Genomic DNA, 24,999 nt, shown 5'->3' on the forward strand with positions numbered 1-24,999 from the left:
CATCATGAAACTTGGACTGCTCACGGCACCATTTCCGGATACTGCTCTCGGCGAGGTCGCCGACTGGGCGCGTTCGGCCGGTTTCGAGGCGCTGGAAATCGCCTGCTGGCCGAAGACTTCCGGGGCCAGCCGCCGCTATGCCGGCACCAGCCACATCGATGTGGACATCCCGGCCGCTGAAGCCAAGGATATTACCGCCGGGCTTGCCGGCAAGGGCTTGTCCATCTCCGGCCTCGGCTTCTATCCCAACCCGCTCCATCCCGACCGGGCGCATCGCGAGGCGGTGATCGATCATCTGAAGAAGGTGATCGTGCTGGCGAGCCGCATGGGGGTCTCGCTGGTCAACACCTTCTGCGGCGGCGACGCCTCGAAGACTGTCGACGCCAATTGGGAGGACGCGCAAAAGGTCTGGCCGGCGATCATCGCCCACGCCCGCGAACACGGTGTAAAACTCGCCTTCGAGAATTGCCCGATGATCTTCAGCTATGACGAATGGCCGGGCGGGCACAACATCGCCTACTCGCCTTACGTCTGGCGCCGCATCCTCGAAGCCTGGGGCGGCGATGTCGGCATGAATTTCGACCCCTCGCATCTGGTCTGGCAGATGATCGACAAGGAGCGCTTCATCCGCGAGTTCGGCGCAAGCATGCTGCATGTGCATGCCAAGGACCTGATGATTGATCATGATGGTTTGTACGAGCGCGGAATCCTTTCGGCTGGCATAGGCTGGCAGGTGCCGCGCATGCCGGGGCTTGGGGACATCGATTGGAGCAGGATTTTTTCGGGCCTCTACCGGGCCGGTTATGACGGGCCGGTCATCATCGAGCATGAGGACCGGCGCTTCGAGGGGACGGATGAAAAGGTCAAGCGCGGCTTCCTGCTTGCCCGCGACGTGCTGCGCCCCTTCGTCAAATGACGAAAAGCTTGACGCCGGTCGCGTCGGCGCCCGCGAACTGAAAAATCGAACTGAACTGAAAGATCAATGTGGAGGAGTACTGACATGAAGAAACATCTGACCGTGGCCTCGCTACTTGCCGGCGCCGCCTTGCTTGCCTCGGTGGGCGTCTCGGCCGCCGCCGGCAAGTACACGATCGGCATTTCCAACACCGTGCAGGGCAATGGCTGGCGCGAGGAAATGATCTGCGCGATGAAGGCACAGGCGCTCGCTTCCGGCGAAGTGGCGAAGCTCAACATCGCCCACCGCAACACCGACGCCGCAGGCCAGCTCGAGGACATCCGCAACCTGATCAGCGCCAAGGTCGACGCCATCGTCGTCAACCCGGCCGATCCGGCCGGCATCAAGGCAGGTCTGGAAGAAGCCACCAAGGCCGGCATCGTCGTCGTCGCCGTCGATCAGGCGGTGACCGAGCCATCCGCCTACATCATCTCCAACAACCAGGAACAATATGCCTATCTGGGCGCCAAGTGGCTGTTCCAGCAGATGGGCGGCAAGGGCGAGGTGTTCTATATGCGCGGCGCCGCCGGCGCCTCGGCTGACAGCGACCGCGACAAAGGCTTCAAGAAGGCGCTGGCCGAATTCCCCGATGTGAAAGTCGCGCAGGAAGTCTTCACCGGCTGGCAGCAGGACCAGGCCAAGCAGCAGATCCTCTCCTTCCTCGCCACCGGCACACCGATCAACGGCATCTGGACCTCCGGCATCGACAACGTCATCGTCGACGCGCTGGTCGAGCAGCAGGCGCCCATGGTGCCGGTCGTCGGCGCCGACAATGCCGGTTTCGTCGGCCAGTTGAACACGGTCAAGGGCCTGGTCGGCGCTGCCGTCACCAACCCCGGCTCGATCGGCGGCGCCGGCGTGACGCTGGCGCTGCAGATCCTCGACGGCAAGAAGCCGGCGCAGCAGACCGTGCTGGTCGAGCCGCAGCTGTGGGAAAACGCCACCGACGAAGGCAAAGCCAAGCTGAAGTCCGCCGCCGATCCGTCGCTCAGCCCCGAATGGCCGGTCTCGATCTCGATCCCGGACTGGACGACCTACACCAAGGACCAGATCGTCGCCTGCAAGGGTCCGGGCGAGTAAGCACCTGATCTGAACTGAAGCGCGAGGACGCCCGACCAAGGTCCGGCGTCCTTGCCATTTGATTTGTCACGCATAGTTTGAGCCTTCGAGCAATTCCAGGAAAAGTGCGAGCGGTGTTCCGTCCGGAATTGCGTAAAAACAAAAGATAGAGCGGTTCGCCGTTTCCATGAAACGGTGAAACGCTCCAGACCCGAGAACGCTTTGACCACCAACCCCCTCCTCGACGCCACCGGTGTCGCGAAAAACTACGGTGCGGTTGCAGCACTTCGCAACGCCTCGCTGTCCGTGCTGCCGGGCGAAGTGCATGCGCTGATGGGCGCCAACGGCGCCGGCAAGTCAACGCTGGTGAAGATCCTGACCGGCGCGATCAAGGCGGATGCCGGCCGCATCCTGATCCGCGGGAAGCAGCTCGATGTCCGTTCGCCCGCCGCCGCCCGCCGCGCCGGCCTGCTGCCGGTCTATCAGGAACCGTCGCTCATCCCCGACCTCGATGTCCTGTCCAATTTGCGGTTGACCGGCACGCCGGTTGAGCCCTTCCGCGCCTGGGTGCGCGAGCTCGGCATTCCGAACCTCGACATCCGCGACACCGCGCGCCATATCCCCCTGGCCATCCTGCGCGTGCTCGACCTGGCCCGCGCTCTGGCCGTTGAGCCCGACGTGCTTCTGCTCGACGAGATGACCGCGGCACTGCCGGCCAACCTCGCCGAGAAAGTGCTGGAAGTCGTGCGCCGCCAGGGCGACGCCGGCCGCTCCGTCATCTTCATCTCGCACCGTTTCGTCGAGATCTCCGCGCTCTGCGACCGCGCCACCGTTTTGCGTGACGGCTCCACGGTCGGTGTCGTCGACATCGAGCCGGGCGTCGAGGAAAGAATAGTCGAGATGATGCTCGGCACCCGCATCGAGAAAACGCGCGTCGCCGCGCGCGCGGCGAATGAGGTGGCGGTTGCGGCCGGCGGCCGTCCGCGCCTGTCGGTCCGCAACCTGCAGCTCGGCACCAAGCTCAACGACGTCTCCTTCGATCTCGCCAATGGCGAGGTCGTCGGCGTCTTCGCGCTCGAGGGCCAGGGGCAGGACGAGCTCTTCGCAGCACTTGCCGGCTCGATCCGTCCGACCGGCGGCACGATCGACGTCGACGGTGCGCCGGTGAAGTTCTCGCATCCGAGCGACGCCATCCAGGCCGGCATCGCCTATGTGCCGGGCGACCGCACCGATGCTTTGGCCATGCAGCGCTCGGTGCGCGAGAACATCGCGCTGCCCTTCAGCGCCGGGCTGCGCAAATGGGGGCCGATCCGCATGCGCCGCGAGCAGGTGGTGGTTTCCGGCGTGATCGGCAGATTGCAGATCGACACCCGCGCCCAGGGCGAGGTGCAGCGGCTTTCCGGCGGCAACCAGCAGAAGGTGACCATCGCCCGCTGGATCGCGGCCAACGCCCGCACCATCCTTTGCTTCGACCCGACGCGCGGCATCGATGTCGGCACCAAGCAGGAAATCTACAAGCTGCTGCGCGAGCTCGCCGGCCAGGGCAAGTCTGTGCTGTTCTACACCTCCGAAATGGAAGAGGTGCAGCGCGTCTGCGACCGCGTCATCGTCATCTTCGGCGGCCGCGTCGTCGACACTTTTTCGGTCGAGGAGGCCGACGAGCCGGCGCTGATGCGGGCCGCCTACGGCCTGCCGCGCGGCGCCAAGGCGGATGTCGGCATCCTTGCCGAGGTCAAACCCGCTTCCGATGCGGAGGCCGCGTCATGAGCCGCTTCTTCCGCAACCAGGGCTGGGTCGCCGGCCTGTTCGCCCTGCTGATCTTCCTCTTCGTCATCACCAAGCTGATCCAGCCCGGCTATGGCAGCGGCGACTTCGGTTCGCTCGCGCGGGCAGTCTTACCCTATGCCTTCGCCGTCGCGGCGCAGACGGTCGTCGTCATTGCCGGCGGCATCGACCTGTCGGTCGCCGCCATGATGGCGCTGACCAGCGTGACCGCCGCCTCGATGATGAACGGCGCCAGCGAGGAATATGCGTTCTTCGTCGTGCCCTTCGTGCTGGCCATGGGGCTGGTGCTCGGCGCGCTGAACGGTGTCCTTATCGTCGTCACCCGGGTGCCCGACATCGTTGTCACCCTCGCCATGCTGTTCGTGCTGCAGGGCGCGGCGCTGCTCGTGCTCGGCGCTCCGGGCGGCGCCGCCGCCGAATGGCTGAAGGCAAGCGTCATCGGCACCGTGCCGATCCCCGGCCTGCCGGACTGGGCCGATGTCTGGGTACCGAAGGCGCTGGTGCTGCTCGTCGTTTGCCTCTGCATCGTGTGGATTCCGCTCAGGCGCTCACGCCTTGGGCTTTCCATCTACGCCATTGGCAGCAACGAGCTCGCCGCCTTCCGCAGCGGCGTGCCGGTGGCCCGCACCAGGATCATCGCCTATGCGCTCTCCGGCCTGTTCGCCGCGCTCGGCGGCCTGTCGCTCACCATCAGCACCGGCATCGGCGCGCCGATACCCGGGCCTTACCTGCTCGCCAGCGTCGCCGCGGTGGTGTTGGGCGGCGTCGCGCTCGGGGGCGGCAAGGGCGGCCTGCTCGGGCCGATCATCGCCGTCTTCGTGCTGAGGCTGGTGCGCACGGACCTGACGCTTCTGGCCATCGATCCGAATGTCACCGCGATCATCGAAGGCGCAATCATGGTCGCGGTCGTGATGTTCGGCGCCTTCATCACCATGCGGAGCCGCCCGGCAGGAGCAACGCCATGACCGACATCGCGACCATGCCCCGGCCCGTTTCGTTCGGCCGCCGCCTGAAGCGCTTCATGGCGGACCGGCCGCTGATTCCTCTGATCATCCTTTTGATCATCCTCGTGGTGATCCTGCAGATCCTGCGCCCCGGCATCGTCAACGAGCGCTGGCTCGCCAACACGGCGAAATTCGCCATTCCGCTGGCGATCCTCGCCGGCTGCCAGACCATGACCATGCTGACCGGCGGCATCGACCTTTCCGTCGGCACAGTGGCTACGATGAGCGCCTTCATCATGGCGACCCAGATCGTCAATCAGGATCCGACGGTGGCATTCCTGCTGGCCATGCTGCCCGCCGTGCTGATCGGCCTCGTCAACGGCATCGGCGTCGGCGTGTTCCGGGTGCATCCGCTGATCATGACGCTCGGCACCAGCCTGATCGGCACCGGCTTCCTGCAGGTCTACCAGCGCACCGTGATCGCGTCCGGCGCGAAGATCCCGGATTTCCTCAACTGGCTGGGCACCGGCGTCACCTACGGTTTTCCCAATGCGCTTCTGCTGTTCGTACCGGTGGCGGTGCTGATCGTCTTCATGCTGAACCGCACCGGCTTCGGCCGCCTGCTCTACGCCGTCGGCGACAATGAGCGCGCCGCACGCCTGTCCGGCGTCCGCTACTGGCAGGTGATCACGGCGCTCTACATCCTCTCCAGCCTGCTCGCCGGCATCACCGGCCTGCTCTATATCGGCCTGATCAAGGCGCCCTCGCTCTCACTCGCCGAACCGCTGGTGCTGCCTTCGGTGGCAGCCGCCGTCATCGGCGGCACGTCGATCTTCGGCGGCCGCGGCGGCTACATGGGCACCATTATCGGTGCGCTGATCCTGACCGTGCTGACGACGCTGCTCACCATCCTGCAGATGCCCGAAGGCGGTCGCCGCATCCTGTTCGGTTTCATCGTGCTGTTCGTGACGGCGGCCTATCTGCGGATCGTCGAGGATCGGTAGGGCTGGCGGACGGCTCACTCCGCCGCCTGCACATGACGGGCATCGATGATCGCCCTGATCTCGGAGCGGCACGAGCCGCAATTGGTGCCGGCGCGCAGCGTCGAGCCGATGGCTTCGAGGCTGCCGCATCCGGCCGCGACCGCTGACGCAAGCTGGTTGGCGCCGACATGGAAGCAGGCGCACACGACCCGCCCGATGGCGGGCATCGGCACAGGCGACCGTCCCGACAAAAGCGCATGACGATCGGTGGGCGATAGCGGCTGGCGAGTGGCGAGCAGCGACACCAGCCAGTCGCGCGCCGGCAACTGCCCCGGGGCGGCGACCAGCAGAGCCTCGGCCATAGCGCCCCCATCGTCGATGGCTGCAGCGCGATAGGAGAGCCCGCGGCGATCGGTGTATTCCAGAAGCTGATCCTGCCGCTGGACAGCGAGCAGCTTGCGCGCCAGGAGAATGCCCTGGTCCGGCGGTTCGGTTCCGGTCAGCTCGTAGACCCAGCCGCCCTCGACCGCATGCCGGCTCCAGTGGACGAAACCCGTTGGCCTGAGATCACGGCGGGTGATGAGCAAGCCGGCCCAGCCGGTGTTCTCGCGCACGATCCTCACCGGAACATGCTTGAGTTCCGGCTGGCCGGAATGCGGATCGGTCACCGGTGAGGATAAGAGGCCAGCCGCGGCCTTGGCCGCGAACTGCCCGCTCCAATGCATGGGCAGGAAGGCCTGGCCGCGCCGCTGTGCTTCCGACACCCGCACCCTCGCACGGACGAAGCCGAAGCGCGTCGAGAGATGGGCGAGATCGCCATCCTTGAGACGGTGCGCGGCCGCATCCCCCGGGTTGATGTCGACCGCCGGCTCCGGCGCGTTCGCCGTCAAACGCGGCACGTTGCCGGTGCGCGTCATGGTGTGCCACTGGTCGCGCAGCCGGCCGGTGTTGAGGGCAAGCGGATAGTCGGCGTCGACGGTGAAGGCCGTTGCCTCTTGCCGCACCGGCACGAAACGCGCGCGGCCGTCGGGTGTCGGAAAACGGCCGTCGGCGAACAATCTTGTCTGCTTCTTGCGCTGCTCCGGCGCAGGCCAATGGCGCGGCGCGAAGGTATCGTAATCCGTGTCGCTAAGGCCGGTCAGCCCGCCAAGGTCGAACAGCCGCGCGCCGCTATTCTCGAAAGCAGACAGCGCGGCGTGCTCGCGGAATATCTCTGCCGGCGTCTTGTAGGCGAAGGCATCGCCAAAGCCCATGCGCGCGGCGACATCGCAGACGATACGCCAGTCGGCCTTCGCCTCGCCCGGCGGCGGCAGGAACGGCCGCTGGCGCGAGATACGCCGTTCCGAATTGGTGACGGTGCCGTCCTTCTCGCCCCAGCCGGCGGCCGGCAGCAGCACGTCGGCATAGCGCGTGGTGTCGGTGCGGGTGACATCCGAGACGACGACGAAATCGCATTTGGCGAGCGCGGCACGCACGCGCGAAGCGTCCGGCATGCTGACGGCGGGGTTGGTGCCCATGACCCACAGGGCCTTGATGCGCCCGTCTGCAACTGCCTGGAACATGTCCACCGCCTTCAGGCCGGCGCGTCGCGCGACATTTGGCGCGTTCCAGAAGCGCGAGATGCGGTCGACGTTGGCTTCATCCGCGAAGTCCATATGCGCGGCAAGCTGGTTGGCCAGGCCACCCACCTCGCGGCCGCCCATGGCGTTCGGCTGCCCAGTGACCGAGAACGGCCCCGTGCCGGGCTTGCCGATGCGGCCGGTGGCGAGATGGCAATTGATGATGGCGTTGACCTTGTCGGTTCCATGCGCCGACTGGTTGACGCCCTGGCTGTAGACGGTGACCGTACGGTCGGTCTCGGCGAAGAGATCATAGAAGGCCTGGACGTCGGGGGCCGCCAATCCGCAGCCTTTCGCGACACGCGCGATCGACGGCGCATCGGCGCCGGCCAGCGCGGCCGCTGCATCGAAGCCGGACGTATGCTCACGGATGAAATCCTGATCGATCTTTCCGGTCTGGACGAGATGCGCGAGCAGCCCGTTGAACAGCAGCACGTCGGTTCCAGGGTCCAGCGCCAGATGCAGGTCGCACTCGTCAGCCGTGGCGGTGCGGCGCGGATCGATCACGACGAATTTCGTGCCACGCTCCCGGCGCGCCGCAAGCATGCGCTGGTAGAGAACCGGATGGCACCAGGCCGTGTTGGAGCCGGTGAGCACGATGAGGTCGGCGCGCTCGAAATCCTCATAGACGCCCGGAACGATGTCCTCGCCGAATGCGCGGCGGTGGCCGGCGACGGACGAGGCCATGCAGAGCCGCGAATTGGTGTCGATATTGCCCGAGCCGATGAAGCCTTTCATCAGCTTGTTGGCGACGTAATAGTCTTCGGTGAGCAACTGGCCGGAGACGTAGAAGGCGACCGAGTCCGGCCCGTGCTCGGCAATCGCCCGCGAGAATTTCTCGGCGACGAGATCGAGCGCTTCGTCCCAACCGGCTTGCCCGCCGCCGATCTCCGGCTGCAGCAGACGGCCTTCCAGGCCGAGCGTCTCGCCAAGCGCGGCGCCTTTCGAGCAGAGCCGGCCGAAATTGGCCGGGTGCTCGGGATCGCCGCGGACGGTCGTCTTGCCGTCCGCGGCGACCGTGGCCAGCACGCCGCAGCCTACCCCGCAATAGGGGCAGGTGGTCCTCACCTCGCGCGCTTCCTCCATGCCTCAGGCCGCTTTCGAGGCCAGCGCTTCGAGCGCGATGAACAGCCGTCCGCCCTCGACCTTGACCGGGATCGTTCGCACCGCGCCCTCGTCGGCGCCGAGCGCCTTGCCCGTCTCCAGCGAGATCACCCAATTGTGCAGCGGGCAGGTCACCGCGGCGCCATGGACGATGCCTTGGCTCAGCGGCCCGCCCTTGTGCGGGCAGTGGTCGTCGATGGCAAAGACCTGGTCGTCCGCCGTGCGGAACACCGCGATCTTGCCTTGCGGGGTTGCAACGCAGCGCGCGCCGCGGCTAGGGATGTCGGCGATGGAGCCGATGGCGATCCAGTTCATGCCGTCTCTTTCCTGTCGACTCACTCCGCCGCCTCCGCGAACCCGACCGACGCCATCGGCCGGAACTCATGCTTGTCCTTGCCGGAGACGCGCTCCGACCACGGATCGACTTGGGCGAATTTCTGGCTGAAGACGAAGCGCTCGTAATAGGCTTTGCGCTTCTCGCCATCATCCAGGATCTGTTTTTTGATCTCCGCTGTGCCGATCCGCTTGGCCCATTTGTAGATGCGCTCGAGATAGCGCGCCTGCTCGCGATACATCTGGACGAGCGCCACAATCACCTCCAGCGCCTCGTCCTCGGTCTTCACCAGGCCGAGCACTTCCGTGCCCTTGATGTCGAGGCCGGCCGCACCCGCGAAGTGGATCTCGTAGCCGGAGTCGACGCACACCACCCCGACATCTTTGCAGGTCGCCTCCGCGCAGTTGCGCGGGCAGCCCGACACCGCCATCTTCACCTTGGCCGGCGTCCACGACCCCCACATGAATTTCTCGATGCGGATGCCGAGCCCGGTCGAATCCTGCGTGCCGAAACGGCACCAGTCGGTGCCGACGCAGGTCTTCACCGTGCGCAGACCCTTGGCATAGGCATGGCCGGAGACGAAACCGGCCCTGCCGAGGTCGGCCCATACCGCCGGCAGGTCCTCCTTGCGGATGCCCAGCATGTCGATGCGCTGGCCGCCGGTGACCTTGACCATCGGGATCTCGAACTTGTCGACGACATCGGCGATGGCGCGCAATTCGTTTGCGCTGGTCACTCCGCCCCACATGCGCGGCACCACCGAATAGGTGCCGTCCTTCTGGATGTTGGCGTGCACGCGCTCGTTGATGAAGCGCGATTGATAGTCGTCGGCATATTGGTCGGGCCAGTCGCAGACCAGATAATAGTTGAGCGCCGGCCGGCATTTGGCGCAGCCGCAGGAGGTCTTCCATTCGAGCTCCTGCATGACGGCCGGAATTGTCTTCAGGCCCTTCGCTTTGATCAGGCGCCGCACATCGTCATGGCCGAGGCCGGTGCAGCCGCACATCGGCTGCACCGCCGCAGGATTGTACGCTTCGCCCAGCGTGAGCTTCAGCAGCTGTTCGACCAGACCCGTGCATGAGCCGCAGGAGGCCGAGGCTTTCGTATGCGCGCGCACATCGTCGAGGCCGGTCAGCCCCTTGGCCGAGATGGCGCCGGTGATCTTGCCCTTGCAGACGCCGTTGCAGCCGCAGATTTCCGCATCATCCGCCAGTGCCGCAACGGCCGCCAAAGGGTCCGAGGAAACGCCTCCCTGGAACGCCTGGCCGAAGATCAGCGTGTCGCGCATCTCGGAGATGTCGGTCGCCTTCTTCTTGAGGTCGTTGAACCAGGCGCCGTCACCCGTCTCGCCGAACAGCACCGTGCCGATGATGCGGTTGTCCTGCAGCACGAGGCGCTTGTAGATGCCGGCGGATGCGTCCCGCAGGATGATCTCCTCGCGGTCCTCGCCATCGGCGAAATCGCCCAGCGAATAGAGGTCGATACCGGTGACCTTGAGCTTGGTCGGCGTGTCGGAATGGACGAAGCGCCTGTCCTCGCCATCCGCCAGCCCGGCGGCCGCGACGCGCGCCATCTCGTAGAGAGGCGCGACCAGCCCGTAGACATGGCCGCCGACTTCGGCGCATTCGCCAAGCGCCATGACAGCCGGATCGGAGGTCCGCATGCGGTCGTCGACGACGATGCCGCGATTGACCTCGAGCCCGGCATCCTTGGCCAAAGCGGTGCTCGGGCGGATGCCGACCGCCATCACGACCAGCGTCGCCGGGATGATCGTGCCGTCCATCAGTCCGACACCCTCGACCTTGCCGTCGCCGACAATGGCCTTGGTGTTGGCCTTGGTCATCACCTTGATGCCGCGCGCCTCGACGGCTTTCTGCAGCAGGTAGCCGGCGGCCGGGTCGAGCTGGCGTTCCATCAGCGTCGGCATCACGTGCAGCACGGTGACGTCCATGCCCTGTTCTTTCAGACCCGCCGCGGCTTCGAGCCCAAGCAGGCCGCCGCCGATGACGACCGCCTTGGCCCGCGATTGCGCGGCAAGCAGCATGGCGTTGACGTCGTCGAGGTCGCGATAGGTGAGCACGCCAGGCAGGTCCTTGCCCGGCACCGGGATGATGAAAGGCACCGAGCCGGTGGCGATGACCAGCCGGTCATAGCTTTCGGTCACGCCATGGTCCGAGGTGACGGTCTTCGCGTCCCTGTCGATGGCGACGATCCGGTGGCCCTTGTAGAGGGTGATGCCGTGCTTGATGTACCAGCCATCGCCATGGATGACGATTTCCTCGAACGCCTTCTCGCCCGACAGGACCGGCGACAGCATGATGCGGTCGTAGTTCACGCGCGGCTCGGCGTTGAAGATGGTGACGCTGTAACGGTCGGGCGCCGCTTCCAGCAGGTGCTCCAGCATCCTGCCCGGCGCCATGCCGTTGCCGATGATGACGAGTTTTTCGCTCATGTCGGTCTCCGGTCTATTCGGCGGCGTAGGAGAGGGATGATGTCTTGACGGCGGCCTGGCGCTCCATCCGGCGGATGCTGACGTGCATCCAGACCAGGCAGGAGACGACGATCAGGAAGAGCAGCATGAAGCAGCTCGACCAGACGCCGGTGACGTCGTTCAGCGCGCCGAAGGCGATCGGCAGGATGAAGCCGCCGAGGCCGCCGATCATGCCGACCACGCCGCCGACCGCGCCGACGCTCTGCGGGTAGTAGACGGGGATGTGCTTGTAGACGGCGGCCTTGCCGAGGCTCATGAAGAAGCCGAGCACGGAGGCGACGGCGATGAAGGCGAGCGGGCCGATCTCGAAGTGGAACGGGATCGGCCCGCTGATGCCGCGCACCACGTAATCTGCCGAGGGGAGAGACAGAACGAGGGTCGCGACAGCGGAGACGCTGAAGGTCCAGTAGAGCACGGTGCGGGCACCGATGCGGTCGGACAGCACGCCGCCATAGGCGCGGAAGATGCTGGCGGGGATCGAATAGGCTGCGCCGATCATGCCGGCGGTGGCGATGCCGAAGCCATAGACGCCGATCAGGTAGCGCGGCAGCCAGAGCGACAGCGCCACGAACGCGCCGAAGGCGAAGAAATAGTAGAAGGCGAAGCGCCAGACCTGCAGGTTCTTCAGCGGCGCGAACTCCTGCCAGAAGCTCCTCCCCGGCACCGCCTTGCCGGCACGGCGTTCACGGATGACAGGATCGTCGTTGGTGGTGAACCAGAAGACGATCGCCATGACGACCAGCGCCGCGGCCCAGATCAGCGCCACCGACTGCCAACCCCAGGCAAGCAGCACGAGCGGCGCCAGGAACTTGGTGACCGCCGCGCCGACATTGCCGACGCCGAAAATGCCGAGCGCCGTGCCTTGTCTGCCGGCGGGGAAGAAGCGCGAGACATAGGCGACGCCGACGGCGAAGGAGCCGCCCGCGAGCCCGACGCCGAGCGCGGCGAGCAGCATCTGCCCGTAGGTATGCGCGAAGGCGAGCAGGAAGGTCGCGACCGCGGCGGCAAGCATCGTCAGAGTGTAGACCAGGCGTCCGCCATAACGGTCGGTCCAGACGCCGAGCACCATGCGCACGAACGAACCGGTGAGGATCGGCGTGCCGACGAGCAGGCCGAACTCGGTCTCGTTCAGCCCAAGCTCCTGCTTGATGCGCACGCCGATGATGGAAAAGATCGTCCACACCGCGAAGCACACGGTGAAGGCGATGGTGGACATGACGAGCGCCTGCCGGGGAGCACTGTCCTGGCTGGGCGCGGCTGGGAGGTTTGCGGTCATGGTCGGCTCCGGTTTGCGGCGCAGGGCGGCGCGCCGTGTGTTGTGTTGATCAGCGGCGTGGCATCCGTCAGCGCGCCGAGACTTGCGGGCTCATTTGCAGCACCTTGGCCTCGGTTTCGTGATTGGCGGGAAACAGCAGCATTGCGGCAGTGAACAGCACCGCAGTCAGCGCGCTGCTCAGCAGGAAATCGCGGCGGGCGAAATCCTTGAGGGATGTCGTTGCGATCCATGTTGTCATCGTCGTCTCCCGTTGGGCGCCGCTTGGGGCCAGCGCCGTCGATTGCGTGTCGGCCAAAACGAAAAAAGCTGCCGTCCAGGCCCCCTCGCGTCCGTACATCCGGGATCGCGTGGTGACCTGAGCGGCAGCTTTGCCTGTGGCGCCCGCCATTGGACGCCTGTTCTGTTGCCCTGCGAGGGGCTCGGTTACTTTAAAGCACGAAGCGTGCCAGTTTTGCGAAAAATCAGAATTTCACTTAAAATCAATTGGATAGCAGAATCGGCCTGGGGCCGACCGGTGCGGCGGCGCGGTCAAAGATTGGTCAGCGGCATAGATATGCCGCATAAATTTTGTGCAATGCACAAGAATGGCGTGCAAATGATCAGGCGCGTTTCTGGCCGGCGATGTAGGCGTCGATCCGGTCCGGATCGAAGATCTGGCCGTCGAAAAATCCGTCAGGGCCAAGCACGAGGCTCGCCCCCGCCGAGCCGACCGGCGTCGCAACCTTCAGCGCGCCCTCGACCTTGGCATTGGCGCCGGGCAGCGCCACGCCGAGCGGCTTCAGGGCCGAGCGGTAGAGGTCGGGCCGGTAGCAGTCGCGGGCGATGGCCAGGTTTTGCGGTGTATGCGGCAACTGCCCCCAGCGCACCATCTGCGTGTAGAACCACAGCGCATGGCTCTTCCAGGGGAAGTTCGCCGCCTTGTCGAAGGGCAGGAAGAAATCCTCGACGCTCCGCTCGACGCCGCCGCCCAGTTGAAGCCGTCCGGTGAGCGCCGGCATCTGGATCGCCTCCGGCTGACCGAGAAAAGCTGGCCTTGCCATCAGCGCGGCCAACTCGCCGCGATTCGCCGGATCCTGGCACCAGCGGGCAGAGTGATGCAGCGCCCTCAAGAGTGCTGCCATCGCCTCCGGGTTCTCCTCAGCCCAGGCCCGGCGTGCGCCGATCACCTTTTCCGGACTGTTGCGCCAGAGCAGTGCCTTGACGGTGACGATGCGGCCGGTGCCAGCGGCGACGGCAGCGCTGTTCCAGGGCTCGCCGACGCAATAGCCGTCGATGCGTCCGGCGGCCAGCGCATCGGCCATGAAGGGCGGCGGCACGATGACGATCTCGATGTCGCGATCGGGGTCGATGCCACAGGCGGCGAGCCAGTAGCGCAGTTCGTAATTGTGCCCGGAATGCGGATGCACGACCGCAAAACGCAGCGGCTCGCGGCCGGCGGCCGAGCGCTCGCGCACAAGCGCGCCGAGGGCGGCCCCGGCACGCGCCGGATCGAGGTCGGGCACAGCGCCACGGGCCGTCATGCCGCCCCAAACGGCGTTTGAGACGGTGACGCAATTGCCGCCGAGCCCGAGCGAGAATGGCACGATGGTGTCGGAGGCAAGCGGCGTCAGCCCGAGGCTGCAGGCGAGCGGCATCGGTCCCAGCATGTGCGCGACGTCGAAATGGCCGATGGCGATGCGGTCGCGAATATTGGCCCAGGAGGTCTCGCGCTGCAGCTTGAGCTCGATGCCCTCGCGGGCGGCAAAGCCCATCTCGCCTGCCACGACCAGGACCGCGCTGTCGAAGAGCGGCATGAAGCCGGCGGTGATTTCGTGCGCCATGCTCATTCGCCCTCCCCCAACAATCCCGCCGCCGTCACCAGGCTCTGGGCGATGTCGGCGATCTTGCGGTTCTGGTTCATGGCGGTCTTGCGCAGAAGCGTATAGGCAGCTTCCTCGCTCAACCCCCGCGACTTCATCAAGATGCCCTTGGCCCGGTCGATGACCTTGCGGTTCTCCAGCTCGCTGCGCGCCTCCTCCAATTCGCGCGCCATGCGCGAGAAGGCGTTGAAGCGGCTGATCGCCATGTCGAGGATCGGTTTGATGCGTTCCTTCTTCAGTCCGTCGACGACATAGGCGGACACACCGGCATCGACCGCCGCCTCGATCGAAGCCTGGTCGGAGCGGTCGACGAACATGGCGATCGGCCGCTTCACCGCGCGCGACAGCTGGAACATGTTCTCCAGCATGTCGCGGTTGGGGTTTTCCAGATCGATGACGATGACGTCCGGCTCGATCTCGGCGATGCGCCGGGCAATGCCGGCCACGTCATGGATCACCGTGACTTGCCGATGGCCGGCATCCCGCAATCCGGCCTCGATGATCGAGGCCCGGATGCGGTTCTCGTCGATAACAAGGATGGTCAACGAACCGGTGGACATGCGCCTATTGTGCAGGCGGCCCGCAGATGTGCAATGCGGCAGTCGATGGGAATGATTCATCCGACCCTCGCGGCATGGGCTGCGACGCTTTCGCGTCCCGCGCTGCGTTGCCGCTGAGGGGCGGGAACACTATAGATGTTCCATCGTGCGCGAAGATATTCACACGGCAGGCGTCCCGGTACTCTGCGTTTCATGCGAGGCGCGGCATCGTGGCATATGCGGCGCGCTCAACGCCGGGCAGCTCGTCGATCTTGCCAAATCGACGAAACGGCACAAGGCCGAGGCCGGCAAGGAACTGGTGGGCGATTCCAGAAGCGTCGAGCGTTTCTCGAACGTGCTTTCAGGCGTCGTGAAGCTGACCAAGACGCTTTCCGACGGCCGCCAGCAGATTGTCGGCCTGCAATTCGCTCCCGATTTCCTCGGCAGGCCGTTCCAGAGCGAGAGCACGCTCAGCGCCGAGGCGGCGACCGACGTCGAATTGTGCTCGTTCCCGCGCCAGGCGCTGGAGCGCATGATAAAGGAGCAGCCGGACCTTGAGCATCGCCTGCTCGAACAGAAGCTGCGCGAGCTCGACCAGGCGCGCGACTGGATGGTGGCGCTCGGCCGCAAGACGGCCTCCGAGAAGATCGCGAGCTTCCTTCTGATGATCGCGCGCAACATCGATCCCGCCGCCGGGCCGGAACGGCGCGGCGCGGCCTTCGACCTGCCGCTGTCGCGCGCGGAGATCGCGGATTTCCTGGGTCTCACCGTCGAGACGGTGAGCCGGCAGATCACCCGCCTGCGGGGCGAGAGCGTCATCCGCGTCGAAAACAACCGCCACGTCATCGTCGATGACATCGGGCGCCTGGCCGCGCGGGCCGGGGACTGATCCCCCGCTTCCCTTACTGATTGCCGAGAACCTTTGGCAGCACGTGGTCGCGCTCAAAGGCAATGTGGCGGCGCAACGATTCGAAGAAGGCGCGCAGCATATAGCCGAACGCCTCGGGATTTTCGATCGGCCGCCCGTGGCCGTAGGCCAGCAGCGCCTCGCTGAGATCCGCTGCCGCGCTTTCATCCTCCAGGTGCTCGAGCTTCAGTCGCGCGACGGTGTCTTCTTCGCCCGTCTGCCGCGCAAAGGCTGGGAAGACAATCTCTTCCTCGAAGCGGTGGCACTCGCGCAGCAACGGCAAGAGGTCGGCCGCCACGGCGAGGCACTGGAGCCGGTCGACCCGCGACGGCAGGTCGTCGGCGATGCCTTCGAGCATGTGGCAGAGCGCGAGCTTCTGCATATGCGCCCGCCGCATATCCGCCGGGCTGTGCAGCGGCTCCGGCATTACGCCCGTCATGATAGCTCCTCTGTCACGCCCAGGCTCAAGGAGGGTTGCTGCTCGACGGCAACAGGATCGGGAACATCGCCAGCCCACCGAGGCGATTATCGTCGCGACGCCAACGAAGAAAGTCGGACATGGAGCATCCTTTCTGGACATCGCCTCATAGCGCGGCACGAATGCTGGAGACTTGACCTGAATCAACTCATGTCCTTCTCGCCTATGCGAGAAGCGGGCCATGAAAACGCAGGTCGTTCCCGCACCGGTTCCTGATTCCGCCGCCGCGACGCCCGGCACCTTTCAGTCGCTCTCCGCCGCCGAGCGATTGGCCGGACCCGGATTGCGCGGTCTCCTCGCCTTGCAGGCGCTCCGCGCCGTGCTCAGGCTCGGCTTTGCCGCGACGGCGGCGATGGCCGCTGGCCGGCTCGTGATGGGCGAGACGGTCGATCCATGGCTCGTCGCCGGGATGGTCGCGCTGCTCGCGGCCGCATACTTCGCCGGATTCGCCGCTGAAAGGGTGCAGGCCACCGCGGAAAACGCCGTGTCGACGCGACTGCGGGCGCTCGCGGGCGAGCGATTGGGCAAGATGCCGGCGCGGCAGCTGCAGTCGCTCTCGACGGGCGCCTTGATCGTCTCGATGCAGCGGCATCCCGAGTCGATCGCCGCACTGATGGTGGGCCATCGTGCCGCCACGACCATGATGGCGGCCGGACCGTTGCTCGCCGCCATCGCGCTTTGCTTCGCCTCCTGGCAGGCAGCGCTGCTGGTCATCTGCCTGACGCCGGTGATGATCCTGTTCTTCGTGCTGGTGGGCAATGCGATCCGCCGGCGCGCCGACGCCCAGGAGCGTGCCTTCGGCCGGCTGGCGGGCCAGTTCGCCGACCGCGTCCGCACCCTGCCCACAATTCTTGCCAACCACGCGACGGCAAGCGAGGAGGCAAAACTCGGCCAGCGCCTGGAGGGCTACGCGGGCGAGACGATCGGTCTGCTGCGTATAGCCTTTGCCAATGCCGGGATCATCGACTTCTTCGCCTCGCTCTCGATTGCGATCCTCGCCATCTTCCTCGGCCTGGGGCACCTGAAGCTTGCGACGATCCCGGGCTTCTCCAATCTCGAGCTCTGGCAGAGCCTGTTCATCCTGATGATCGCGCCGGAATATTTCGCGCCGTTCCGTCGCTTTTCGGAGCAGTACCATGCCAAGGCGGAAGGGCTGGCGGCGGCCGCCGCGCTGGACCGGCTGCTCGGCGCCGAACCGATCGCGTCGACGACCTTGCCGGTGCTCGACCGGTTGCGCCTGACATTGCCGGCGCATGGCCTCGTCGCCATCGTCGGCCCGAGTGGATCGGGCAAATCGACGCTTCTGCGCCGTCTCGCCGGGCTCGAGCCGGGCGCCATGCCGACGCCGGGAACCCGTTCGCTGGCCAATGAAGAGATCGCCTGGGTCTCGACGGATGCCTACGTGCCCGAAGGAACGCTGGCTGAGGCCATTTCGTGGAATGACGGCGCGCCGGACCGGAGCCGGCTGGAAAATGCCGCGCGCGCGATCGGGCTGCTCGACGACGCCCTGCTGCCGGGCGGTCTCGATGCAAGGCTGGACAAGGGCGGCACCAATCTTTCGGGCGGCCAGCGGCTCCGCATCGCCGTCGCCCGCGCACAGCTTTCCGGACGAACCGTGCTCGCCGACGAGCCGACGGCAAAGCTCGACTGCGCGACCGCCGAAGCCGTCCGGCGCATGCTGCTCGGGATTTCAGGAGCGCGGCTGGTCATCGTGGCGACGCATGACCGGGAGCTTGCCGCCGCCGCCGACCTGGTTGTGGACCTCACCCGTGGTAATACCGTCGAGGTGGCTGCATGAGCACGGCGTTTCAGTCATCGAGCCGGAAGTCGTGGCGGCTGGCGACGGGCTTCGCCTTCACCGCGCTGGCCTGCGCCATATTGCTGGGCGGCGTTTCCGCCTGGCTGCTCGGCTCGGTGGCGATCGCCGGCCTTTCCGCCGCCGCTTTCACTTTCAACTTTCACACTCCCGCAGCCTTCATCAGGCTGTTCGCGGTCGGCCGCACCGCCGCCCGCTATGGCGAGCGGCTGACCGGCCACAAGGCCGCGCTCACCGATCAGATATCGCGTCGCGTCGAGCTGTTCGCCGCGATGGCGGCGGCGCCGGCGGTGCGACGGGCCGGATGGCAGCTCGGCGACGATGCGCGCCTTGCCGACTATCTGGACGACGTCGAGGACCTCGACTTCGCTAGGCTGCGCGCCGGCCTGCCGGCTCTGACGCTTGCCTGCGGCCTCGCGGTTCTGGTCGCCGGCTCGGCGGTGCTGGCGCCTTTGTCCCTCCTGCCCATCATAGTCTTGCTGCTTGCCACCCTATTCGCGGGGAACCGGGTGGCCAGAGCTGGCGCCATGGCGTGGGGTGAAACCAGGTCGCTGCGCCGCGGGGGCGCGAGCCGGCTTGGCGCGGCCATGGCGTCAGCCGTGCCCCTGAAAGCGGAGGGCGCCTGGAACCGCGAATGCACTGAGGCCCTTGCCCCGCTCTCTCGCGCCGATGGCGCGCAGCTTGCCCTTCGCCGGCTTCAGGCCATGCTGGACATGATCGGCGCGGCCTTCGGTCCGGTTGCCGGCGTCAGCGTGATGGCGGCTGCCTGGTATGCGGGCAGACAAGGCTCGGAGCTTCTCGCGCCGATGCTGCTCGCCTTCTCCTGGCTGGCGCTGGGCGAAACCATGAATGGCGCATCGCGCATGCTGGTTGCCGTGCTTCGCCGCAACGCGGCTCGCGCCGAGATCGGCCAATGGACACGCGGCACCGCCGCCGGCAGGCGCGAATTCGCCCTGGATGACATCAAGCCCGGCCTGCTGCTTCATGGCGGCCTGCAACGCCGTGCGCCCGACGGCCGGTCGATCGGAACGCCCATCTCTCTGCTCCTCGCGCGGGGCCAGCCGACACTGCTCGTCGGCGCAAGCGGCTCGGGCAAGACGAGCCTGCTCAAGCAGATCGCGGGCTGGATCGGCGACGATGCCTTCGCCGCCGACGATCGCATCCTGCCGGCAGGCGAGCGGCGGGCGCTCGTGTCCCTCGTCCTGCACGACGCGGTCGTGCTCGAGGACACCGTCCGGGCCAATCTCTTCGCCGGCGATGTCCCGGATGCCGCGCTCTGGCGGGCGCTCGAAGCCGTCGAGATGGACGGCCGCATCCGCGAAGCGGGCGGGCTGGGCAGCTGGGTCAGGCAGGACATGTTCTCGCTCGGCGAAGCGCAGCGCATCAACCTCGCGCGCGCCTGGCTGTCATCCCAGCCGCTTGTGCTGCTCGACGAGCCGACCGAGCATCTCGACGAGGCGCAGGGCGAGCGTATCCTCGAGCGGCTGCTCGCCCGCTTCAGCGATAGGATCGTCGTCGTTTCCACCCATCGCGCGCCGCCGCTCCGCGATGTCCGCACGATCGAGCTGCAGCCGTGATGCCGGGGCAACCGGAGGCTGGCGGCCTTCTCATTCCTCTCTGAAGGCGTGAGCAAAACTGTCGGCGACCGGCTGGAAGAGATATTCGAGCATGGTTCGCCTGCCAGTGACAACGGAGACGTCCACCGGCATTCCGGGATACAGCTTCACTTGTGGGAGCTTCTTGAGTTCATCGGCGCCCACCTCGACCGTCCCCCTGAAAAAAGTCGCGCCGCTGCGCTCGTCGATCTCAGCGTCGGCCGAGACCCGGGTAAGGGCGCCCCGCACGGTCGGCGTGGTTCTCTGCTTGTAGGCGACGAGGCGCACCGTCGCCGGCAGGCCGGGACGAACGACATCGATATCCAGCGGCTGAATCTTGACGTCCAGCACCATCTTGTCCTGGTCGGGAACCAGATCGAGGATGACGCCTCCCGGGGGTACAACTCCGCCCGGCGTGAAGTAGCGAAGGTTCATCACCGCCCCGTCTTCCGGCGCAACGACATCCCGGCGCGCCGCGCGCGCGTCGGTCTTCTGAAGCGCCTTTTCGAGCTCGGAGCGTTTGGTCTGAACGTCACGAAGGTCCTCGGCGGCCTTCTTGACATACGAGAGCCGGCCATTGTCGATCTGCGCCTCCGCCTCGGCGATCTGCTGCCGCAGGCTTTCAATATTCCCACGGTTCGAGTCAGCCTCGCCCTGTGCGGCGATGACCTGCCGTTCGAGCTGGAGCACGCGGGACTTCACCCCATAGCCTTTCTTAAGAAGTGTACGGGCGTCTGCCAGCTCTTCCCGCAGGGACGGCAGCTGAATCTCGAAGGCCGCAACTCTCGCAGCGAGTGCCGACATCTGGGCATGGTACTGGGCGATCCGCTGCTGCCAGACCTCGACTTCCGACGCCTGAACGTTGGCCTGGTCCTGGAAGATGCGCTCCTGCCCGGCCATGGCCTCGGCGACGGTCGGTTCGCTTCGCCGGGCCGACAGGTTCGCCGGAAAAGGAATCGTCTTCAGGCCGTCGCGCTGAGCGATCAGGCGGGCTTCGCCGGCGAGCGCGGAATCGAGTTCGCCGCGTACGGCATCGCGATCGGATTCAGCGTCGAGCCCGTCGAGGCGGACCAGTACCTGACCCTGCTTAACCAGGTCTCCTTCCCGGACCAGGATTTCCCGGATGATGCCGCCTTCCAGGTGCTGTACGGTCTTGCGGTTGCTGTCGACCTTGACTACGCCCGGCGCGACCGCGGCGCTTGTCAGAGGCGCGGTCGCCGCCCACAGGCCGAAGCAGCCGAAAAGCAGGCCGATGACAACCAGACCGCCGAGGACGTGGCCTCCGACCTGCGGCGAGGCGGGTGGCGGCGCTGGGATTCGCAACGGCAGCACGGCTTCGATCATGACGCGGCTCTTTCGGTGCTCACGACTCGGACCGGCGGCATGGAGGAAGACGGCTCTGGACGGCGCAGTTGCGCGAGCACGGCGTCGCGCGGACCGAAGTTCTGCGCCTGGCCCTCGTTGAGCACCAGGACACAATCGACATTGACCATCAGGGATGGGCGGTGGGCGACGATCACCACGGTCGAGCCTGCCGTCTTCATCGCGGCGATCGCCTGGTTCAGCGCTTCCTCGCCGACGGCATCGAGGTTAGAGTTCGGTTCGTCCAGCACCACCAACGCGGGACGACGATAGAGCGCCCTGGCAAGGCCGATGCGCTGGCGCTGCCCGCCAGAGAGCACCGAACCCTGTTCGCCGATCTCGGTGTCGTAGCCGTTCGGCAGCCGCAGGATCATCTCGTGCACGCCGGCCATCCGGGCGGCGGCCACGACCTCCCCTGGGTCGCCCTGTTCCATGCGGGCGATGTTCTCGCGCACGGTGCCAGGAAAGAGTTCGACGTCCTGCGGCAGGTAGCCCACATGGGCGCCGAAATCGTCCCGGTTCCAGGCAAATACATCGACGTCGTCGAGCCGCACCTGGCCCTGCTGCGGCGAAGCCATGCCGACGATCAGGCGCGCAAGCGTCGACTTGCCGGCTGCCGACGGCCCGATCACCGCAAGCGCCTGACCGGGTGGCACGGCGAAGGAAAGATTCCTCAACACCGGTTCCTTGGCGTTGGCCGGCGTGAAGGTGAGCGCCTCGACCGACAGCCGTCCCTGCGGCCGCGGCAATTCCATACCCGGCGGACGCAGCCGCGGGGCTTCGAACAGTCGGTTGAGCCGCGCCCAAGCCTCGCGGGCGCCGGTGGTCTGCTTCCAGGTGGCGATGGCCTGCTCCACCGGAGCGAGCGCGCGCGACATGATGATCGAGGCGGCGACCATGGCGCCGGGCGAGACTTCATGGCGCAGCGACAGCCAGGCGCCGAGCCCCAGCACGGCGACCTGCAGGAACATGCGGAAAGGCTTGGTAAAGGCGTTGATCAGGCCGGCCCTGTCGCTGGCAGTCGTCTGCAGCGCCAGCACCGATGCGTTGGCCTGATCCCAGCGCCTGGCGAGTACGCTGCCCATGCCCATGCCATCGATCACCTCGGCATTGCGGAAGCCGGCATCGGTTGCCTGATAAGCGCGCGCGGAAGCAGCGTTGGCATGCTTGAGCGTGCCCGCCGTCAGCGCATTGTTGGCAAGGGCGAGGCCGAACAGGACAACGGCACCGCCCAGCGCCAGGAGCCCGAGCAGCGGATGCAGGAGAAAGATGAAGGCGAGATAGATCGGCATCCACGGTGCATCGAACAGCGCCATGATGCCTCCGCCGCCGAGATAGCCGCGCAGCGTGGCGAGATCGCGCAGCGCCTCGGTGCGGTAGGACGAGCCGCGCAAGGTGTTTTCGAGCCCACGGGCCAGCACCTGCGGCGACAGCACACGGTCGATCCAGGTGCCAAGCTGCACTAGGAGCCGCGAGCGGAAGTACTCGAGCGCCCCCATCGCCACCAAGGCGGCCGTGGCAATAAGCGTCAGATAGACGAGCGTCTCGACGCTACGGCCGGGCAGCACGCGGTCATAGACCTGCAGCATGTAAACCGAGGTCGACAGCACGAGCAGGTTGATGACGAAGCTGAACCCGGCGACCGCGGCGAAGCCGCCGCGGCAGCGTTGGAGGGCAAGACGCAGGGCGTTGTTCATCGCTGGCTCCGGCGCGTCTCCGCTCAGGTCCACTCGATAAACTTGCTGTTGTCCAGCCCAAGCAGCTGCGTCAGGCTCGTCACGTCGTCCAGCGTGGCCACGTGGACGCGGCCTGTCGTATCGCTCCAATTGTTGTCGTACCAGAGTTCGCCCTTGCCGGTGTCGCTGTTAAAGACGGCGACATAGGCATTGGCAGCGCCCGCGGTACCGTTGACGATCTGCGCGTTGGTCTGGGCCGTCTGGATTTCCACCACCTTGTTGGTGTCGCCAGCCGCAATGTTGGTGATGGCGTTGCGGTTCTGATAGTCGGAGGCGCTGAGCCCGGCACCCGCAGCAGTCGCGGTGGTGTTGGCCGCGTTCCAGCTGCTCGCCCCCTGCTGCAGGCCAATCGTGTGGCCCGTGACAGCGAAGTCCAGTATGGTGTCGGTGCCGTTAAGGCTCGGAGCGGTCATCCGGAATTGATCATTTCCGCCGCCGCCCAGCAGCACGTCGTTGCCGCCGCCGCCGCTCAAGATGTCGTCCTGTTGACCTCCAAGCAGATAGTCGCGCCCGATACCGCCGTTCAGCGTGTCTCCGCCGTTGAAACCGGCGGCAATGTCGCTGCCTGTTCCACCGTTCAACGTGTCGGCGCTGCTTCCATTTTGCCCAACGAGCAGATGGAAATCAGCGCTGGTCGAGTTGTTCGCCTGATCGGTCACGGTGACATGCAAAGTATAGTCGCCGATGCTGGTGTTCGATTGAGATGCCGTCAGATTGCCGGTTGCGTCGACCGAAACATTCGTCGCAGAAAGAGCGTTGTTGGAAGTCGCTGAGTAGCTGAACGTGAAGCTGTCCGTGGCATCCGGATCGCCCAGTTCGATGAAATGACCCAGAAGCGCATTGTTGCCGGTCTGCGTCGGCACGAAATCAATGCCTGTCGGGCCACCGAGATCGCTGAGGTCGTTGTCGGTGATTGTGCCCACCCCTTGCGTGTCGGAGATCGTCGCATTGGTCGGGCTGCTGAGGTTGACAGTGAACTGCTCCGTCGGCTCGAACACCGCGTTGTCGACGATCGTCAGGGTGATGGTCTTGCTTGTTTCGCCGGCCGCGAAGCTGAGCATGCCGCTCAACGGGTCGGGTCCGGCGCTGTAGTCGCTTCCGGCCGAAGCTGTGCCAGGCGCCACCTGGTAGTTCACCGTGGCCGGCAGCACCGTCGCGCCCGTCTTGGTGACCGTGAAGGTGATAGTTCCGGCCGATTCGCTGACCGTGACATCGTTGATGGAGAAGCTCGGCGGCGAGTCATTGTCGTTGACCGTCACCTTTGCGGTGTCGCTGGTGTTGAGCGCCTCGAAGTTCCCGCCGCTCGTGCCGGTGATGCCGACCTGATAGTTGGTGCTGTCGCCATAGACATTGTTGTCGGCGACCGCGAAGGGGCTGGATACGCCGCTGGTGGCGCCGACCGCGATGGTGACGCTGGCGCCATTGTCGAGGTTGATCACCAGAGGCGTGCCGGTGACGGCATTGGCGACATGGGCGGTGATCGTCGCCGTGCCGGCGCCTTCGTTGACGCTGACGTCGTCCAGCGTGATCGCCGTGGTGTCGATGGTGTCGGTGACGTTGGCCGTCGCCGTGCCGGTGCCGACCACGAGGTGCTCGAAGTTGCCGCCCGAGGTGCCGGTGATGGTGGCCGTCAGATGGGAGGCGTCGACATAGACGTCCTCGCCGTTGCCCGACGCAATCGTCAGCGTGCCGGTGGTCTGGCCGTCGGCAATGGTGATGTCGCCCTGGTCGGTGTGGACCGTGGTGACGCCCTGCGAGGCATTGCTCAACGTCGCCGTGAACACATAGTCGGCAACCGCCCCCTCGGCGACCGTCGAGGCGCTGAGGTCGACCGTCGCGTCGGTCGTGGTGTCGGTGACGTTGGCCGTCGCCGTGCCGGTGCCGACCACGAGGTGCTCGAAGTTGCCGCCCGAGGTGCCGGTGATGGTGGCCGTCAGATGGGAGGCGTCGACATAGACGTCCTCGCCGTTGCCCGACGCAATCGTCAGCGTGCCGGTGGTCTGGCCGTCGGCAATGGTGATGTCGCCCTGGTCGGTGTGGACCGTGGTGACGCCCTGCGAGGCATTGCTCAACGTCGCCGTGAACACATAGTCGGCAACCGCCCCCTCGGCGACCGTCGAGGCGCTGAGGTCGACCGTCGCGTCGGTCGTGGTGTCG

General features: G+C 66.1%; 19 protein-coding genes. 8 read left to right on the forward strand and 11 right to left on the reverse strand.

Going from position 1 to position 24,999, the window contains the following annotated elements; translation table 11 throughout:
* Positions 1-4 precede the first annotated feature (4 nt).
* The 5 genes from EN852_RS02810 (at position 5) to EN852_RS02830 (ending at position 5,747) form a co-directional block, all read left to right on the forward strand.
* A complete protein-coding gene (locus EN852_RS02810; RefSeq protein ID WP_127874818.1) occupies positions 5-916 on the forward strand; it encodes a sugar phosphate isomerase/epimerase in 912 nt (303 codons plus the stop codon).
* An 84-nt stretch (positions 917-1,000) separates the two neighbouring features.
* Positions 1,001-2,035, forward strand: a complete 1,035-nt coding sequence (locus EN852_RS02815; protein WP_127874819.1) for an ABC transporter substrate-binding protein — start codon at positions 1,001-1,003, stop codon at positions 2,033-2,035.
* A 201-nt stretch (positions 2,036-2,236) separates the two neighbouring features.
* Positions 2,237-3,781 carry a sugar ABC transporter ATP-binding protein gene (locus tag EN852_RS02820; RefSeq protein WP_127874820.1) on the forward strand — a complete coding sequence of 515 codons (1,545 nt, stop codon included), beginning with the start codon at positions 2,237-2,239 and terminating at the stop codon, positions 3,779-3,781.
* Positions 3,778-4,764: an ABC transporter permease gene (locus EN852_RS02825; protein ID WP_127874821.1), complete on the forward strand. Its 987-nt coding sequence runs from the start codon at positions 3,778-3,780 to the stop codon at positions 4,762-4,764. Before EN852_RS02820 ends, EN852_RS02825 begins: the two co-directional genes overlap by 4 nt.
* On the forward strand, positions 4,761-5,747 hold the full coding sequence (locus EN852_RS02830; RefSeq protein ID WP_127864056.1) for an ABC transporter permease: 987 nt from the start codon (positions 4,761-4,763) through the stop codon (positions 5,745-5,747). Before EN852_RS02825 ends, EN852_RS02830 begins: the two co-directional genes overlap by 4 nt.
* A gap of 14 nt (positions 5,748-5,761) precedes the next feature.
* Here EN852_RS02830 and EN852_RS02835 read toward each other — a convergent pair whose 3' ends face one another.
* The 7 genes from EN852_RS02835 to EN852_RS02865 form a co-directional block, all read right to left on the reverse strand.
* Positions 5,762-8,431, reverse strand: a complete 2,670-nt coding sequence (locus EN852_RS02835) for a nitrate reductase (protein WP_127874822.1) — start codon at positions 8,429-8,431, stop codon at positions 5,762-5,764.
* A 3-nt stretch (positions 8,432-8,434) separates the two neighbouring features.
* A complete protein-coding gene (gene nirD, locus EN852_RS02840; RefSeq protein ID WP_127874823.1) occupies positions 8,435-8,764 on the reverse strand; it encodes a nitrite reductase small subunit NirD in 330 nt (109 codons plus the stop codon).
* A 20-nt stretch (positions 8,765-8,784) separates the two neighbouring features.
* A complete protein-coding gene (gene nirB, locus EN852_RS02845) occupies positions 8,785-11,235 on the reverse strand; it encodes a nitrite reductase large subunit NirB (protein WP_127874824.1) in 2,451 nt (816 codons plus the stop codon).
* Positions 11,236-11,248: 13 nt separating this feature from the next.
* Positions 11,249-12,550, reverse strand: a complete 1,302-nt coding sequence (locus EN852_RS02850; RefSeq protein WP_127874825.1) for a nitrate/nitrite transporter — start codon at positions 12,548-12,550, stop codon at positions 11,249-11,251.
* A 67-nt stretch (positions 12,551-12,617) separates the two neighbouring features.
* A complete protein-coding gene (locus EN852_RS02855) occupies positions 12,618-12,938 on the reverse strand; it encodes a hypothetical protein (RefSeq protein ID WP_127874826.1) in 321 nt (106 codons plus the stop codon).
* A 211-nt stretch (positions 12,939-13,149) separates the two neighbouring features.
* Positions 13,150-14,376, reverse strand: a complete 1,227-nt coding sequence (locus EN852_RS02860; protein WP_127874827.1) for a CmpA/NrtA family ABC transporter substrate-binding protein — start codon at positions 14,374-14,376, stop codon at positions 13,150-13,152.
* Positions 14,373-14,969 (reverse strand): ANTAR domain-containing response regulator, encoded by a 597-nt coding sequence (locus EN852_RS02865; protein ID WP_127874828.1) that lies wholly within the window; start codon positions 14,967-14,969, stop codon positions 14,373-14,375. The genes EN852_RS02860 and EN852_RS02865 overlap by 4 nt, the downstream gene beginning before the upstream one ends.
* A 145-nt stretch (positions 14,970-15,114) precedes the next feature.
* On the opposite strand from EN852_RS02865, the gene EN852_RS02870 reads away from it, so the two are divergent.
* Positions 15,115-15,837: a Crp/Fnr family transcriptional regulator gene (locus EN852_RS02870; RefSeq protein WP_348643420.1), complete on the forward strand. Its 723-nt coding sequence runs from the start codon at positions 15,115-15,117 to the stop codon at positions 15,835-15,837.
* Between the two features lie 13 nt (positions 15,838-15,850).
* On the opposite strand, the gene EN852_RS02875 is transcribed toward EN852_RS02870, so the two are convergent.
* Positions 15,851-16,282 (reverse strand): hemerythrin domain-containing protein, encoded by a 432-nt coding sequence (locus tag EN852_RS02875; protein ID WP_246694159.1) that lies wholly within the window; start codon positions 16,280-16,282, stop codon positions 15,851-15,853.
* 232 nt (positions 16,283-16,514) lie between these two features.
* Here EN852_RS02875 and EN852_RS02880 point away from each other — a divergent pair, with 232 nt between their 5' ends.
* Complete coding sequence (locus tag EN852_RS02880) at positions 16,515-18,131, forward strand: ATP-binding cassette domain-containing protein (RefSeq protein ID WP_127874830.1); 1,617 nt, start codon at positions 16,515-16,517, stop codon at positions 18,129-18,131.
* Positions 18,128-19,726 carry an ATP-binding cassette domain-containing protein gene (locus EN852_RS02885; RefSeq protein ID WP_127874831.1) on the forward strand — a complete coding sequence of 533 codons (1,599 nt, stop codon included), beginning with the start codon at positions 18,128-18,130 and terminating at the stop codon, positions 19,724-19,726. The genes EN852_RS02880 and EN852_RS02885 overlap by 4 nt, the downstream gene beginning before the upstream one ends.
* Positions 19,727-19,756: 30 nt before the next feature.
* Here EN852_RS02885 and EN852_RS02890 read toward each other — a convergent pair whose 3' ends face one another.
* The 3 genes from EN852_RS02890 to EN852_RS02900 form a co-directional block, all read right to left on the reverse strand.
* Positions 19,757-21,088: an HlyD family type I secretion periplasmic adaptor subunit gene (locus EN852_RS02890; RefSeq protein WP_127874832.1), complete on the reverse strand. Its 1,332-nt coding sequence runs from the start codon at positions 21,086-21,088 to the stop codon at positions 19,757-19,759.
* On the reverse strand, positions 21,085-22,803 hold the full coding sequence (locus EN852_RS02895) for a type I secretion system permease/ATPase (RefSeq protein WP_127874833.1): 1,719 nt from the start codon (positions 22,801-22,803) through the stop codon (positions 21,085-21,087). Before EN852_RS02895 ends, EN852_RS02890 begins: the two co-directional genes overlap by 4 nt.
* Positions 22,804-22,826: 23 nt before the next feature.
* Positions 22,827-24,999 (reverse strand): immunoglobulin-like domain-containing protein (locus EN852_RS02900; protein WP_210238218.1); only part of this gene is annotated, 2,173 nt, incomplete at its 5' end.

The organism is Mesorhizobium sp. M2E.F.Ca.ET.209.01.1.1 (assembly GCF_004010375.2).
Taxonomy (GTDB): domain Bacteria; phylum Pseudomonadota; class Alphaproteobacteria; order Rhizobiales; family Rhizobiaceae; genus Mesorhizobium.

Excerpts from the sequence above, each read along its gene's own strand:
- EN852_RS02810 (WP_127874818.1), top strand. The coding sequence starts at position 5 with ATGAAACTTGGACTGCTCACGGCACCATTTCCGGATACTGCTCTCGGC.
- EN852_RS02815 (WP_127874819.1), top strand. The coding sequence starts at position 1,001 with ATGAAGAAACATCTGACCGTGGCCTCGCTACTTGCCGGCGCCGCCTTG.
- EN852_RS02825 (WP_127874821.1), top strand. The coding sequence starts at position 3,778 with ATGAGCCGCTTCTTCCGCAACCAGGGCTGGGTCGCCGGCCTGTTCGCC.
- EN852_RS02830 (WP_127864056.1), top strand. The coding sequence starts at position 4,761 with ATGACCGACATCGCGACCATGCCCCGGCCCGTTTCGTTCGGCCGCCGC.
- EN852_RS02835 (WP_127874822.1), bottom strand. The coding sequence starts at position 8,431 with ATGGAGGAAGCGCGCGAGGTGAGGACCACCTGCCCCTATTGCGGGGTA.
- nirD (WP_127874823.1), bottom strand. The coding sequence starts at position 8,764 with ATGAACTGGATCGCCATCGGCTCCATCGCCGACATCCCTAGCCGCGGC.
- nirB (WP_127874824.1), bottom strand. The coding sequence starts at position 11,235 with ATGAGCGAAAAACTCGTCATCATCGGCAACGGCATGGCGCCGGGCAGG.
- EN852_RS02850 (WP_127874825.1), bottom strand. The coding sequence starts at position 12,550 with ATGACCGCAAACCTCCCAGCCGCGCCCAGCCAGGACAGTGCTCCCCGG.
- EN852_RS02855 (WP_127874826.1), bottom strand. The coding sequence starts at position 12,938 with ATGGCGGGCGCCACAGGCAAAGCTGCCGCTCAGGTCACCACGCGATCC.
- EN852_RS02860 (WP_127874827.1), bottom strand. The coding sequence starts at position 14,376 with ATGAGCATGGCGCACGAAATCACCGCCGGCTTCATGCCGCTCTTCGAC.
- EN852_RS02865 (WP_127874828.1), bottom strand. The coding sequence starts at position 14,969 with ATGTCCACCGGTTCGTTGACCATCCTTGTTATCGACGAGAACCGCATC.
- EN852_RS02875 (WP_246694159.1), bottom strand. The coding sequence starts at position 16,282 with ATGCCGGAGCCGCTGCACAGCCCGGCGGATATGCGGCGGGCGCATATG.
- EN852_RS02880 (WP_127874830.1), top strand. The coding sequence starts at position 16,515 with ATGAAAACGCAGGTCGTTCCCGCACCGGTTCCTGATTCCGCCGCCGCG.
- EN852_RS02885 (WP_127874831.1), top strand. The coding sequence starts at position 18,128 with ATGAGCACGGCGTTTCAGTCATCGAGCCGGAAGTCGTGGCGGCTGGCG.
- EN852_RS02890 (WP_127874832.1), bottom strand. The coding sequence starts at position 21,088 with ATGATCGAAGCCGTGCTGCCGTTGCGAATCCCAGCGCCGCCACCCGCC.
- EN852_RS02895 (WP_127874833.1), bottom strand. The coding sequence starts at position 22,803 with ATGAACAACGCCCTGCGTCTTGCCCTCCAACGCTGCCGCGGCGGCTTC.